Below are 13,761 nucleotides of genomic sequence, written 5' to 3' on the forward strand. Positions count from 1 at the left end.
AGGCATCCGGCCCGGATCAACCGAGCCGGTGCAGCATCACGCCGCCATCGCCTTTTCGAGGTTCTCGGAAATCTTGTCGAGGAAGCCGGTGGTGGAGAGCCACTTCTGATCCGCACCCACGAGCAGGGCCAGATCCTTGGTCATGAAGCCGGACTCAACCGTATCCACACACACCTGCTCAAGGGTCTTGGAGAACTTGGCCAGCTCTTCATTGCCATCCAGCTTGGCGCGGTGGGCGAGGCCACGGGTCCAGGCGAAGATGGAGGCGATGGAGTTGGTGGAGGTTTCCTTGCCCTTCTGATGCTCACGATAGTGACGGGTCACGGTGCCGTGGGCGGCTTCCGCTTCCACCGTCTTTCCATCGGGGGTCATCAGCACGGAGGTCATCAGGCCGAGCGAGCCGAAGCCCTGCGCCACGATGTCGGACTGCACGTCGCCATCGTAGTTCTTGCAGGCCCACACATAGCCGCCGGACCACTTGAGAGCGGAGGCGACCATGTCGTCGATCAGGCGGTGCTCATAGGTCAGGCCGCGCTTGTCGAACTCGGTCTTGAACTCGGCGTCGAAGACTTCCTGGAAGATATCCTTGAAGCGGCCGTCATAAGCCTTCAGGATGGTGTTCTTCGTGGAAAGGTAGACCGGGAAATTCCGGATCAGGCCATAGTTGAACGAAGCCCGAGCGAAATCCTTGATGGATTCATCCAGGTTGTACATGGCCATGGCCACACCGGAACCGGGGAAGTCGTAGACCTCCTTCTCGATCTTGGTGCCATCTTCGCCCACGAAGGAGATGGTGAGCTTGCCCTTGCCGGGAACCTTGAAATCGGTGGAGCGATACTGGTCACCGAAGGCGTGACGGCCAACAACGATGGGCTGGGTCCAGCCCGGCACGAGGCGCGGCACATTCTTGCAGATGATGGGCTCGCGGAAGATCACGCCACCAAGGATGTTGCGGATGGTGCCGTTGGGCGACCGCCACATTTCCTTGAGGTTAAATTCCTTCACGCGCGCTTCATCGGGGGTGATGGTGGCGCACTTCACGCCAACGCCATACTTCTTGATGGCTTCCGCCGCATCAACCGTGATCTGGTCGTTGGTGGCGTCACGGCTCTCAACCGACAGATCATAATATTTGAGGTCGATGTCGAGATAGGGGTGGATCAGCTTGTCTTTGATGTACTGCCAGATGATCCGGGTCATCTCGTCGCCGTCGAGTTCGACGACCGGATTCGCCACCTTGATCTTCGCCATGTGGACGACCTTTCGGGTGCTTGCTGAGCGCAGTGGATTTCAATGCGGAAACCGATGCCAGCCAGACCCGAGGGCCGAGCCGGCGCCATTTTCCTGAGCGAGGCCGCTATAGCATTGCCTTGGTGTATTTCCCAAGCGGCAAAGCGCGACCTTCAACCTTTCGCCTATAAATTTGGCATGGCAAAGGGTCTGTCCGGCCAGAACACACCACGTGGGAGCAGGGTTTTACCTTTTGTGGAACATCGCCCACAGGGAGGCTGTGTAGCCAAGGCTCGACGCCGGCTGCGCAACATGCGAAATAGCCTGCGAAAGAGAAGGTCTGATGCCTGGTTCTGGAACTGACAGCACGAAACCCTGGATCGCCGGCGGGCCGGTGGTCATCCTTGTAGAGCCCCAGCTTGGCCAGAATATTGGTTCGGCGGCGCGCGCCATGGGCAATTTCGGCCTGGCGCGCTTGCGTCTGGTGAACCCGCGTGAAGGCTGGCCGAACGAAAAGGCGCAGACCTTCAGCGCCGGTGCAGATCGCGTGCTGGAAGGTGTGGAGCTGTTCCCGGATTTGCGCAGCGCTCTGGCCGATGTGAAATATGCCTTTGCCGCCACGGCGCGTGAGCGGGGCATGGCCAAGCCGGTTGTCGGGGCGGATGAGGCGGCAGTGGAAACGCATCATCGTATGGCCGAGGGTGAAGAGGTGGCGCTGGTGTTTGGCCGCGAGCGCACGGGCCTTTACACGGAAGAGGTGTCGCTGTGCGACGCTATTTTGACCTTGCCGGTTAACCCGGCCTTCGCCTCACTGAACCTGGCGACATGCGTGGCTGTAGCGGGCTATGAGTGGTTCAAGGCTGGCGCAAATGGGGCGCTGCCCTTTGCACCACCGGACAAGTCTCCCATCGCAGACAAGCAGGATCTGTTTGCGTTTTTCGATCATCTGGAGAAGGCTCTGGAAGAGGCGGGCTTTTTCCGTTCGGCCGAGAAGCAGCCTTCGACCACGCGCAATATCCGAAATATCTTTCACCGCCTTGGCCTGACCAAGCAGGATCTGGCGACCCTGCATGGCGTGGTAACCGCGCTGGAAGAAGGGCGAGAAGGCCGGGAGGCACGCAAACGGGCCAACAATGCTGCGGCCGAAATTCGCCAGCAGATGAAGGCCGCGTTGCGTGAGGCTGGCCCGAAAGCTGATGCAGAATGAACATTGGCGCGTTCTGAGCGCCGGTTCATCAAAGACGGACCCGGATATAAAAAAGCCCCTTCGATTGAAGGGGCTTTTTTTCAGCTTGCTTTTATCCGCACAGGCCGCAGCAGGAAGGCGGGCAAGTGGGACATATCGGCCGGTTCATTAGCCGAATGATTGCGTTCCCGACGAGCAGGGCGTTCCCCCCCATCTTCGCGCTGCGGGCGACGGCTGCGTTCCTTGCGGTCTGCCTTGTTCTCAGACTTCGCTTCGCTTTTGCTGTCGCTCTTGTGTTCACTTTTGCGGGTTTCGCGCGGTTCTTTTTCCACCTTGCGCTTGCCACGCGTGCGGCTGTCCTTGCGCTGGCTGGCGGGCGGTGCCTCGCCCAGCGGCTCACCCTGCCAGGGAATGGGGTTGCCGATCAGCTTCTCAATGGCGGCGAGAGACTTTTCATCCGCATGAGTGGTGATGCTGTAGGCTGTGCCCGTGCGTCCGGCGCGGCCGGTGCGGCCAATGCGGTGCACATAATCCTCGGCATGGTGGGGCACGTCGTAATTGAAGACGTGGCTCACCTCAGGAATATCCAGCCCACGGGCGGCGACATCAGAGGCCACCAGAAGGGTTGCCTCTCCCGTGCGGAAGGCATCCAACGCCTTCAGGCGGGAATGCTGATCCATATCGCCATGCAGGGCAACGGCATTGAAGCCATGCTTTTGCAGTGAGCGCAGCAGCACGCTGACATCACGCTTGCGATTGCAGAAGATGATTCCGTTTTGCAATCCCTCGCACTGCCGGATGAGATTGCGCAGAACCTCACGCTTCTCGTAATCCTCCTTGCGGGAGGCAACGAGAAGCTGCGTCACCGTGTTGGCAGTGGAGGCTGGCTTGCTGACCTCAACCCGCACCGGGTTGGACAGAAACTGCTCGGACAGGCGCTGAATCTCCGGCGGCATGGTGGCCGAGAAGAACAGGGTCTGCCGGGTGAATGGCACCAGCTTGCAGATGCGCTCGATATCGGGAATGAAGCCCATATCGAGCATACGGTCAGCCTCGTCGATGACGAGAACCTCAATGCCGGAAAGCAGCAGGCGGCCACGTTCCACATGATCGAGCAGGCGGCCGGGCGTGGCGATGAGCACATCCACGCCGCGCAGCAGCTTGGTATCCTGATCTCCAAATGAGACACCACCAATCAGCAGAGCCACATTCAGTTTGTGGTTCTTGCCATATTTGGTGAAATTCTCATCCACCTGAGCAGCCAGCTCGCGGGTTGGCTCGAGAATCAGGGTGCGGGGCATACGTGCCCGCGCGCGGCCCTGCTCAAGCAGCGTCAGCATGGGAAGAGTAAAGGCGGCCGTTTTGCCCGTTCCAGTCTGGGCAATACCCAGCACATCCCGCCGTTCCAGCACATGCGGAATGGCTTGAGCCTGAATGGGCGTGGGCTTCGTGTAGCCCATCTCATCAACGGCCTTCAGAACTTTTTCGCTCAGGCCTAATTCAGAAAATAGTCCGGGTTCGGGAAATGACATTGCATCTTTTGGATGCGGCTGCGCACCGCTGATCGAACGTCCCGTGCCGTACGGGTGCAAACGAGTGGTCGTCGGTCGGCGCGCTTGGATTCGACACAGCTCGGACGACAGGCAGACAATATGAAAAATAATCCCCCTGTCAATGATAGCGATGCCAGACAGGGAAACGATGCTCTCTTTAGAGTGTGCAGGTGCATTGGTTCACAGGGTGGGAGAGGGCGACAGGTGGCCTTTTCGGGGGCCTGAGCTTTGACACATATGAGCCCTGCTGTGGGCCCTCTTGACCGGATGGTCAACAGGGCTCAGGAATGAGGTAGTGTCTTCTTTTCCAGTGTTTTCATGCCCTTTCTTCTGGTCTTCAGCCTCGCAACATTTGCGAGCGCCTTTTCCATGCGTTCTGTAGACCCGATGCTGAACATCATGGCGTCGGATCTCAACGTCACCTTGCAGGATGTGGCGCTGCTGGCGACAGCCTTTACCCTGCCGTACGCCGCCATGCAGCTTGTCTTCGGCCCGATTGGGGATGCTGTGGGCAAGGTGCGTATTATCCGTATGAATCTGGTGCTGCTCTGCATGGGGCTGTGTGCTTCCGCCATGGCGCCGGATCATTCCGCGCTGCTGGCCATCCGTGTGTTTTCCGGCGCTTTTGCAGGGGGCATCATTCCTGTGGCGCTGGCTGCTGTGGGTGACAGGGTGCCGTTCGATCAGCGTCCACTGGCGCTGAGCCGTATATTGCTTGCCCTGGTGATGGGGCAGCTCATCGGGTCGACGGCGGCTGGATTTATCGCCGAGTGGCTGGGCTGGCGCGATGTGTTCTGGGTGGCCGGGGGCATTGCCGGTACAGCGGCTTTATGCACCATGTTTGGTATTACGGAAGGCAAGCAGAAGGGGGCAGTGTCTTTCGGCGCAGCCCTGAAGCGTTACGGCATTGTGATGCACAACCCGCTCTCCATAAAGGTGTATGCGGTTGTGGCCGTTGAGGGGGCATTCACCTTCGGGGCCTTTCCATTGGTCGCGCCGTTGATGGTTTCGCATCAGATTGGTGATGCTGCGGAAGCGGGGCTGGTGCTGGCGGCTTTTGCCATTGGCGGGGCCTGTTACAGCCTGGTAGTGCAATTTCTGGTGCGTACGCTGGGAGCGCGGCAGATGGTGGGGATTGGCGCGTTTTCAGTCGGCGTCTTGCTGGTTGTCGCGGCTTTCATGCCGTCATTTCTAGGCGTGGCCGCATTGTTCTGCCTTGGCGGCTTCGCCTTCTACATGATCCATAACATCTTGCAGATTCTGGCGACGGAACTGGCGCCCGAAGCAAGGGGGTCTGCTGTCGCACTGTTCGCCACGGCCTTCTTTATCGGTCAGGCTGTGGGAGCTATCGGATTGGCCTGGCTGGCCGGTTGGGCTGGGCCGGAGGGGGCGTTTACCCTTGCTGGCCTTATCATGGCGTTGCTGGCTTTGCCTGCCTCGCGCCTGCCATCGGGAAAGCGGCGGGCCGGAAACTGAAATCCGGGCAGGTCAGGCCGCTTCCGGCCTGTCCAGCCGGGTGCGCACTTCATCTATGGCTGCATGCAACACGTCGAGCCCGGCATCACGCTGCACGGCTTCTGTGGCCAGCCGACGACGATAGAGGCGGGAGCCGCGCTTGCCGCCAAACAGGCCCAGCATATGCCGGGTGATGTCTGAAAGTCGTCCGCCGGCTTCCAGATGGGCGGCGATATAGGGCTCAAATGCCTCCAGGGCGGCGAACGTGTCGGGCTGTGGTGCCGGGGTGCCGTAAAGGCGCGGGTCGACCTCATGCAGCAATTCCGGCTGATGATAGGCGACGCGGCCCAGCATCATGCCATCCAGGCCCTCACTGGCTTCAAGCCCGGCCGTGATGGATGTAATGCCGCCATTCAGGGCGATGGGAATGTGGGGGAGGCGAGCCTTTAGTCGGCGTACGCGATTATAATCAAGCGGCGGAATATCTCGGTTCTCGCGCGGGGAGAGGCCCTTGAGCCAGGCCTTTCGAGCGTGGACAATGAGAGCATCGACATTCGCCGCAACAAGAATATCCGCCAGTGTATCCAGAGCCTCTTCCGGGTCCTGATCGTCTACGCCGATGCGGCATTTGACTGTGACGGGAATGGAGACGACCGCTTTCATGGCCGCTACGCATTCGCCGACCAGAGCTGGCTGTTGCATGAGGCAGGCACCAAAATTGCCGCCCTGCACCCGATCTGACGGGCATCCGACATTGAGGTTGATCTCATCATAGCCGAAATCGGCACAGATGCGGGCTGCTTGTGCCAGCAGGGCAGGATCGCTGCCGCCAAGCTGTACGGCGACGGGGTGCTCATTGGCATTGAAGCCGATCAGGCGCTGCCTGTCGCCATGGATCACAGCTTGTGCCGTAACCATTTCGGTATAGAGGCGGGCATGGCGTGAAAAGACACGGTGGAATGCGCGGCAGCCTCTATCCGTCCAGTCCATCATAGGCGCAACGGAGAAGCGTAGATCTTCGGCTTTCAACGGCAAGACAGGTCAACTCCATCCTTGCACGGGCATCGCTGCTGCGAGGCAGAGGAGCCTTTGAACAAAAGCGGACTTTATAACAGGCTTCTACCGTATGGGATGCCTAGCTTTGCGTCTGCGTTTTTCTATTGGAGGGGATAGGAGCAAGAAGTGGCTCCCCGAGCAGGACTCGAACCTGCGACCATTCGATTAACAGTCGAACGCTCTACCAACTGAGCTATCGGGGAACAGGCCTTGCGACCGAGGTCGTCCGTATAGCAAGAAGCTTTTCGCTTGTGAAGCGTGAAAAGAGGGTTTCAGGCAATTTTTTGCCGGATAGCAAAAAGATGGAGAGTTCGAGATGTTTGTTCCAGAGGCGACTAAGGGCGTGCGCCTTCGAGAGAGGAGGTGATCCTCTGTTTTCATTTGCGAAGATATCTGGAAATAAGTGGCTCCCCGAGCAGGACTCGAACCTGCGACCATTCGATTAACAGTCGAACGCTCTACCAACTGAGCTATCGGGGAACAGGCCTTGCGGCTGAGAAGTTTTCTATAGCAGGCACTTTTTCACTTGTGAAGCGCAGCCTTGTTCTTTTTCGAGGATATGCACAGGCTGAAAAAACTATGGCGGGCCGTTGAAGAGCTGGCCCGCCACAGTGAGAGACAAACAGAGCGCCGCGGCTCAGGCCGCAGCCTCTTCGTCGTGTGCAAACTGGATATGGTAGAAGCCATAATAGCGGCCCTGCATTTCCAGCAACTCTTCGTGGCGTCCACTTTCCACCACGCGTCCGCCTTCCACCACACAGATTTTGTCTGCGCGAACCACCGTTTGCAGGCGGTGGGCGATGACAATGGTGGTGCGCGACGCCTGCAATACCTGAAGCGCCTTCTGGACCTCAGCTTCCGACTCGCTGTCGAGAGCGGCGGTTGCTTCATCCAGCAGCAGAATGGGGGCATCCTTCAGGAAGGCCCGTGCGATGGCGATACGCTGGCGCTGCCCGCCTGAAAGCTGGGTGCCATGCTCACCCACACGCGTGTCATACCCATCCGCAAAGCTGGTGATGAAGTTGTGCGCATGGGCAGCGCGCGCGGCAGCCATGATTTCGTCCTCTGTCGCGCCGGGCCGGCCAAAGGCGATATTTTCGCGAACGGTGCCGGAGAAGAGGTAGACATCCTGACTGACCAGAGCCACCGCGTCGCGGACGGATTTACGAGTGACCCTGCGCGTATCGACATCATCGAACAGCACAGCGCCTTCCTGAGGGTCGTAAAAGCGTTCGATCAGATTGATGATCGTGCTCTTGCCGCCGCCAGACTGGCCGACCAACGCAGTTGTCTGCCCAGGCTCGGCAATCAGGTTGAGCTTGCGAAGGACGGGTTCATTCTGGCGGTAGCCGAACACGACATCACGGAACTCCACCCGGCCACGGGGGCGGGGCAGATCCGGTGTGCCGGGCTCATCCACATCTGCGGCCTTGGAGTCCAGCAGATCAAACAGCATGCGGGCACCAATCAGGTGGCTCACCAGTTCCACATGGAAACGGGAAAGGCGCTTGGCCGGTTCATAAGCCAGCAGCAGGGCCGTCAGCACAGAGAAGAACTGGCCGGGGGAGCGGTCCATTTCCACGACATTATAGCCGGCATAAAGCAACACGCCGCCAATGGCGAGGCCGCCGAGGCTTTCCATGAGCGGGCTAGATTTGGCCTGCGTGCGCACGAGCCGGTTGGTATTGTACTCCACCTCATCAATGAAGGCATGGCTGCGCTCGCGCATCTGCGGCTCAAGCGTATAAGCCTTCACCGTACGGATGCCCTGAAACACCTCAAGCGCGATGGAGGAGAGCTTCACGCCCGCCGTAAAGCCGGTGGTGAAGATCTGCTTGGCCTTCTTGATGAGCTTTCGCGTGCCCAATACAGCCGCCGGCATGATGACCAGCGCGACAAAGGCCAGGAACGGGTCCTGTGCAATCGCGACCGTGGCCAGCATGATGAGGGAGAGCAGGTCGCGTCCGATGCTGGAGATCACCAGATCCAAAGCGCCTCGGGCACCATTGGCGCCGGTGTTGAAGCGCATGAAGATTTCAGCCGTATGGCGCGCCGAGAAGTAGGAGACATCCTGCTCCAGAAGCCGATCCAGAGCCCGCTTTTGATTGTCGGCAACAATGCGGTTGCCAACTCGGGCCATGGTGATGTTCTGCCCGTAGGCTGAAATGCCCTTGACGATGGAGAGGCCCATAACCGCCAACGCCACACCCCACACAGCCATGGCGGTGGGATTGACGAAAATGGCGTTGACCGCGTCATTCATCAGATAGGCGAGCCCTGCCGTACAGGCACCCATGGTGCCCATGAAGCTGAAAGCGAGGGCGTAGCCCTTCCAGTGCCGCTTGCCATCAGAGAGCAGAAGGCGTCGCAGCAGGGTCACCGTTTCCTGCTCATCCGGTTTTTTCTGAGCAGGATCATTTGGGTTTGCGTTCATGCCGATCTCCGGCGGCGCGGGAAAACACACACCGCTTGGTTGCGCTCTTGAACCGCCATGGGTGCCGCAAGTCAATGACCGGGGGCAAGAAAGACACTTTGTGACACCACAGCTGAGATTGTGGTGCGTGTTGTTGCATGGTCATGGTGCGGATGCGGGTCAGGTCAAAAGGCCGGGCTGTGTGATTTTACAGCAACCATGATATGCCTTTGGAGCTTTATCCTGACTATATAAGCGCCCTTGAAACGGAAAGCCGAGTGTTCAGCGTTGCAAGGGAGAGTGGAGGCCACGTCCGGAATCGAACCGGAGTACACGGATTTGCAGTCCGCTGCGTAACCACTCCGCCACGTGGCCTCTGTAGAAGCGCGTTCTTAAATGAGGAAAACAACTTGTGCAAGGGGGAGAGGAGTAATCCACACCCCCTTGGGAATGACGCGTGAAAAGGTGGCTCAGCTTTCTGCGCCATCCCGTCGCATGAGAAGGCGTACAAATACCAGCAGGGCATAGGCTGCAAGCCCGCCGCCAATCACGAAGGCAAAGCCGAAGGGGTTATAGGCATCCATACCTGCGCCCGCGAGAGGCGGGCCAATAATCAGCCCCACGGAATACAGCATCACAAAGGCGGCATTGGCCGCCGCCAGATCCGCTCCATGGAAGCGTGCGCCCATATGCGCCAGGCCGACAGTATAGAGGGAGCCAACAATGCCCGTGGCCAGAAACACCATGACGAGGAAGGCGAAGCTGTTCACATCCAGAAGGGTGAGGGCAAAGCAGCCCATGGCGCCCAACAGGGAGCAGAACAGCAGCAGGAGCCGTCGATCCACCTTGTCACTCACAAGGCCGAGGGGAATCTGGAACACGACATTGCCCAGCACGGCCACGGTCAGTAGCAGGGAGGCGTTTGTTTCCGGCAAGCCGAGGCGAATGCCATAAACCGGCAGGAAACTGAGCACGGATGTCTCAATCGCGCCAAACACCAGCGCGGCAATGAGCGCGGTGGGAGAGCGCCGCAGAAAGGTGAAAACCCCATGCTGGCTGGTGTCGGCAATGGAAGGAGCCATGCCGTTGGCCAGAATGATGGGAATGGCACCTGCCAGCAGTACCGCTGCCCCGGCCACATAAGGCGTCCACCCCTCCGAGCCCAGATAGCTGAGCAGGGCTGGCCCCGCCGCCGCACCGACGGAGAGGGCCGTAGCATAAATGCCCATGATGAAGCCCCGTCGCTCTGGTGGTGCAACGGCGTTGATCCAGAATTCGCTGACAACAAACAGCACGCACAGCGCAGCACCAAAGATGAAGCGCAGGGGGAACCAGAGCGGAAAACTGGGGATAGCCTTGAAGGCCAGTAGGCTGGCAGCGGTAACAATTGTCCCGAGAATCAGGAGCCCGCGTGCGCCAATGCTGCGAACAAGGCGGGGAATAAAGGGGGCCACCACAATGGTGGCTATGCCCGAAACCGCCGTATTGATGCCAATCATCGTGCTGGAAATGCCCCGTGCCTCCATTTCCAGCGCCAGTAGGGGAATGGAAAGGCTGAGCCCGACTCCCACCACGGTGATGGCGGATATGGCGGCGGCAATGGAAGCCGTCCGGCTCATGGGGGCGAGCGGCGGGTGTGGCGCGTGCATGAGGTTGGGTTTCTGTTCAGTCCAGCAGAGTCCGCACGAAGCGGCCATGCCGCATGGCGTAGGAGGGCACCGGCAGGCGGGCATGAAAACCGGCTTCAAGTCGAGCGGCCAGCTCTTCAATGACGACGCGAGTCACGGTGGGTAGTTCCATGGCCTCGGTTTCCGCAAAGGTCAACCAGCGCAAATCCACGAATTCACTGTCTGGCCCCACCATGCCGGGCACCTCGCCGCAGATGGTGCGGGCATCTGCCGCGAAAAAACGGGTATCGAAACGTTTTGGACGCCGCGGCGGGGTGATGGCGCGGGCTACAAAGCTGAGAGAGCCAAGATCGGGGAAAACGCCATGTTCCTGAAACGGCTTCCAGTCTTCACAAGGCGCTTGCGGGCATCCCAGCTCTTTGCTGCCAATCAGCAGGCCGGTTTCCTCATACAGCTCGCGAATAGCAGCGGCCGCCAACCCGCGGGCCCGCACGGCCGTGGGGCGCTGCACCTGGCTCATCAGGCGGCGTTCGCTATCGGCATCCAGCACGCCATAAACCGGCATGGATTTATCATAGGTCTCCAGCCGGCCGCCGGGGAACACATAAAGGCCGGGCAGAAACTTCATGTCCGGATGACGGCGGCCCATGAGAATGCGCGGCTTCTTGCCGGAGTGGTCAATCAGAATCAGGGTCGCCGCATCACGGGGGCGAATATAGCTGGAGTTCTGATTGCGCTCGTCGGCGTTGAGGCGGGCGTGGAGATCAGTCATGGCGGTTATATGGCGGTTATGATGCGTTGGCTGAATGGTGGGGATGACTGGCTGGCCAGTTTTCTGAAAAGAAAGCAGAAAATATATCTAGCGTTTCTTTCCAACTTTTCCGCTGCGTCCGGGCGTGCGCCCGATCTTGCCGGTGTTGCGGCCTGAGGGGCGAGCTTTGGAACCCTTCACGCGGGTGCCGGCGGAAAGCAACTCAAAGCGCAAGGCGCCGGCCACGGGGGCAGCTTCCACAAGGCGAACCTCAACAGTGTCGCCAATGCGGTGCATCTCGCCGGTGCGAGCCCCCACAAGCGCCTGTCGAGCCTCATCATAGCGGTAATAATCCGCCCCCAGAGTCGCCGCCGGGATGAAGCCATCGGCCCCGGTCTCATCCAGAGAGATGAACAGGCCCGCGCGGGTGGCGCCGGAAATGCGTCCGTTGAAGGTGGCTCCCACCTGATCGACAAGATGATGGGCAATCAGCCTGTCCACTGTCTCGCGTTCGGCGGCCATGGCGCGACGCTCTGTCACCGAAATGGCAGCAGCAACTTCGCCCAGCGTTTCCGGCGTGGCTTCTTCCGGCAGGCCATCCCTGCCCAGATCCAGGGCACGGATCAGCGCGCGGTGGGCGATCAGGTCCGCATAACGGCGGATGGGAGAGGTGAAGTGTGCGTAGCGGCGCAAATTCAGGCCGAAGTGCCCGTAATTGTCAGCCGAATATTCCGCCTGACACTGGCTGCGCAGAATGACCTGATTCACCAGCGGCTCCACATCCACCCCCTCCACCTTGTGGAGAATGTGGTTGAAGTGGCTGGGGCGCACCGCATCCATACGCGGAATGGCGATATCAATGGTTTTGAGGAAATCGCGCAGGGCGGAAAGCTTCTCCAGCGAGGGGGCGTCATGCACGCGGTAAACCAGCGGAGTGCGCTTGCTCTCCAGCATTTCCGCGGTCGCCACATTGGCGAGGATCATGAATTCCTCGATCAGCCGGTGCGCATCAAGACGCTGTGGCACCACCACGCGGTCTACCGTGCCATCTGCCTTCAGCAGAATTTTGCGTTCGGGCAGGTTCAGTTCCAGCGGGCCACGCGCATCCCGCGCGGCCTTCACTGCGGCATAAGCGGCGTAAAGCGGCTTCAGCACCGTTTCGAGAAGAGGGACTGTGATGTCATCCGTACGGCCTTCAATGGCGTCTTGCGCCTGAGCATAGGCCAGCCGCGCGGCAGAACGCATCATGATACGGTGGAAGCTGTGGCTGCGCTTGCGCCCATTCGCGCCAATCACCATGCGCACGGCCATGGCTGGCCTGTCTTCCAGCGGGCGCAGGGAGCACAGATCATTCGAGATGCGCTCTGGCAGCATGGGTACGACGCGATCCGGGAAGTAGACTGAATTGCCGCGCATCAGGGCTTCACGGTCCAGCGCGGTGCCGGGGCGCACATAGGCGGCCACATCGGCGATGGCGACGGAGACGATAAAGCCGCCGGGATTATCCGGGTCCGTATCCTCTACGGCATGAACGGCATCGTCATGATCCTTGGCGTCAGGCGGATCAATGGTGAGAAGAGGTAACTTGCGCCAGTCTTCCCGACCTTTCAGCGTGGCATGGGAGGCCGCCTCAGCCTCTTTCAGCACAGCTTCTGGAAAGACATGGGGAATGCCATGCGAATGCAGGGCGATCAGGCTCACAGCCTTTTCGTTGTTCAGGGAACCGAGCTTCTCCTTCACGCGGGCCATGGGCAGGCCGAACACGCGCTGTCGCAGCATTTCCACGGTGACGAGATCGCCATCCGCCGCGCCTTCTTCCGCACCCGCCGGCACCTGAAGCTCGCGCCCGGCGGATTTTTTCTCGACAGGAACGATGCGTCCGCCTCCTTCCGGCAGAGCGCGGAAAATGCCAAGAATCTGCCGACGGGCTTTTTCCAGAACCTTGATGACACGGCCGACATGCAGGCCTTCACCGTCTATCGGCTCTTCAATAATGCGCAAGAGAACACGGTCTGACAGGCCGGGCGTGACGGAGCGGCGGGGCGTGCGGCCGGAACTGCGCGGCACGCGCACCAGAATGCGCGGCGGCTCGCCATGTTCTTCCGTATCCCATTCCAGCGGGGTGGCGATCAGTTCGCCATCCGAATCGCGGCTGGAAATGTCGGCCAGCACCACGCCGGGCAGGGCGCCGGGCACATGCAGTTTGCGGCGGCGGCGATCCACCGTGCCATCATCGGCCAGTTCGCGCAGCACTGCCTTCAATTCCATTTTCTGAGCGCCGGAAAGGCCAAAGGCACGGGCAATTTCGCGTTTGCCGACATCACCGCCATTGGCGGCAATGAAGGACAGGATCTGTTTCTTGGTTGGCATTTCGCCCGTGGCATGGGGGGCGATGACAAGCGCCTTCTGCACCTGATCGAATTCTGCGGCCGTGCGCTTGCGGGCCGCGCGGCTGCGGGCCGGGCGAGCAGATGTGGGTTTGATGGGGC

Annotated in this window: 9 protein-coding genes and 3 tRNA genes; 2 read left to right on the top strand and 10 right to left on the bottom strand. The window is 59.9% G+C overall.

Going from position 1 to position 13,761, the window contains the following annotated elements:
- Nucleotides 1-36: 36 nt before the first annotated feature.
- The gene (locus tag ACT6QH_RS03820; protein WP_444973485.1) at nt 37-1,251 is read right to left on the bottom strand and encodes an NADP-dependent isocitrate dehydrogenase; all 1,215 of its coding nucleotides are present in this window, start codon (nt 1,249-1,251) and stop codon (nt 37-39) included.
- Between the two features lie 322 nt (nt 1,252-1,573).
- Between ACT6QH_RS03820 and ACT6QH_RS03825 the strand changes: the two genes are divergently transcribed.
- Complete coding sequence (locus ACT6QH_RS03825; RefSeq protein WP_444973486.1) at nt 1,574-2,437, top strand: RNA methyltransferase; 864 nt, start codon at nt 1,574-1,576, stop codon at nt 2,435-2,437.
- A gap of 80 nt (nt 2,438-2,517) precedes the next feature.
- On the opposite strand, the gene ACT6QH_RS03830 is transcribed toward ACT6QH_RS03825, so the two are convergent.
- On the bottom strand, nt 2,518-3,876 hold the full coding sequence (locus ACT6QH_RS03830; RefSeq protein ID WP_444973487.1) for a DEAD/DEAH box helicase: 1,359 nt from the start codon (nt 3,874-3,876) through the stop codon (nt 2,518-2,520).
- A 411-nt stretch (nt 3,877-4,287) separates the two neighbouring features.
- Between ACT6QH_RS03830 and ACT6QH_RS03835 the strand changes: the two genes are divergently transcribed.
- Entirely contained in the window at nt 4,288-5,445 is a 1,158-nt protein-coding gene (locus tag ACT6QH_RS03835) for an MFS transporter (protein ID WP_444973488.1), read from the top strand.
- Nucleotides 5,446-5,457: 12 nt separating this feature from the next.
- Here ACT6QH_RS03835 and dusA read toward each other — a convergent pair whose 3' ends face one another.
- The 8 genes from dusA to rnr form a co-directional block, all read right to left on the bottom strand.
- The gene (dusA, locus tag ACT6QH_RS03840; RefSeq protein WP_444973489.1) at nt 5,458-6,459 is read right to left on the bottom strand and encodes a tRNA dihydrouridine(20/20a) synthase DusA; all 1,002 of its coding nucleotides are present in this window, start codon (nt 6,457-6,459) and stop codon (nt 5,458-5,460) included.
- Between the two features lie 148 nt (nt 6,460-6,607).
- Nucleotides 6,608-6,683 (bottom strand) — tRNA-Asn (locus ACT6QH_RS03845).
- A gap of 201 nt (nt 6,684-6,884) precedes the next feature.
- Nucleotides 6,885-6,960 (bottom strand) — tRNA-Asn (locus tag ACT6QH_RS03850).
- A 157-nt stretch (nt 6,961-7,117) separates the two neighbouring features.
- Nucleotides 7,118-8,914: an ABC transporter ATP-binding protein gene (locus ACT6QH_RS03855; protein ID WP_444973490.1), complete on the bottom strand. Its 1,797-nt coding sequence runs from the start codon at nt 8,912-8,914 to the stop codon at nt 7,118-7,120.
- Between the two features lie 280 nt (nt 8,915-9,194).
- Nucleotides 9,195-9,268, bottom strand: a tRNA-Cys gene (locus ACT6QH_RS03860).
- 95 nt (nt 9,269-9,363) lie between these two features.
- Nucleotides 9,364-10,542, bottom strand: a complete 1,179-nt coding sequence (locus ACT6QH_RS03865) for an MFS transporter (RefSeq protein ID WP_444973491.1) — start codon at nt 10,540-10,542, stop codon at nt 9,364-9,366.
- 16 nt (nt 10,543-10,558) lie between these two features.
- A complete protein-coding gene (locus ACT6QH_RS03870) occupies nt 10,559-11,293 on the bottom strand; it encodes an NUDIX hydrolase (RefSeq protein ID WP_444973492.1) in 735 nt (244 codons plus the stop codon).
- A gap of 87 nt (nt 11,294-11,380) precedes the next feature.
- The gene (gene rnr, locus ACT6QH_RS03875) at nt 11,381-13,642 is read right to left on the bottom strand and encodes a ribonuclease R (protein ID WP_444973535.1); all 2,262 of its coding nucleotides are present in this window, start codon (nt 13,640-13,642) and stop codon (nt 11,381-11,383) included.
- Nucleotides 13,643-13,761: the final 119 nt, after the last annotated feature.

The sequence above is a fragment of the Haloleucobacter albus genome (assembly GCF_052492075.1).

What these genes read in the sequence shown, in the direction of transcription:
- ACT6QH_RS03830 (WP_444973487.1), bottom strand. Translation starts at nt 3,876, where the DNA reads ATGGGCTACACGAAGCCCACGCCCATTCAGGCTCAAGCCATTCCGCAT.
- ACT6QH_RS03865 (WP_444973491.1), bottom strand. Translation starts at nt 10,542, where the DNA reads ATGCACGCGCCACACCCGCCGCTCGCCCCCATGAGCCGGACGGCTTCC.
- ACT6QH_RS03825 (WP_444973486.1), top strand. Translation starts at nt 1,574, where the DNA reads ATGCCTGGTTCTGGAACTGACAGCACGAAACCCTGGATCGCCGGCGGG.
- ACT6QH_RS03835 (WP_444973488.1), top strand. Translation starts at nt 4,288, where the DNA reads ATGCCCTTTCTTCTGGTCTTCAGCCTCGCAACATTTGCGAGCGCCTTT.
- rnr (WP_444973535.1), bottom strand. Translation starts at nt 13,642, where the DNA reads ATGCCAACCAAGAAACAGATCCTGTCCTTCATTGCCGCCAATGGCGGT.
- ACT6QH_RS03855 (WP_444973490.1), bottom strand. Translation starts at nt 8,914, where the DNA reads ATGAACGCAAACCCAAATGATCCTGCTCAGAAAAAACCGGATGAGCAG.
- ACT6QH_RS03820 (WP_444973485.1), bottom strand. Translation starts at nt 1,251, where the DNA reads ATGGCGAAGATCAAGGTGGCGAATCCGGTCGTCGAACTCGACGGCGAC.
- ACT6QH_RS03870 (WP_444973492.1), bottom strand. Translation starts at nt 11,293, where the DNA reads ATGACTGATCTCCACGCCCGCCTCAACGCCGACGAGCGCAATCAGAAC.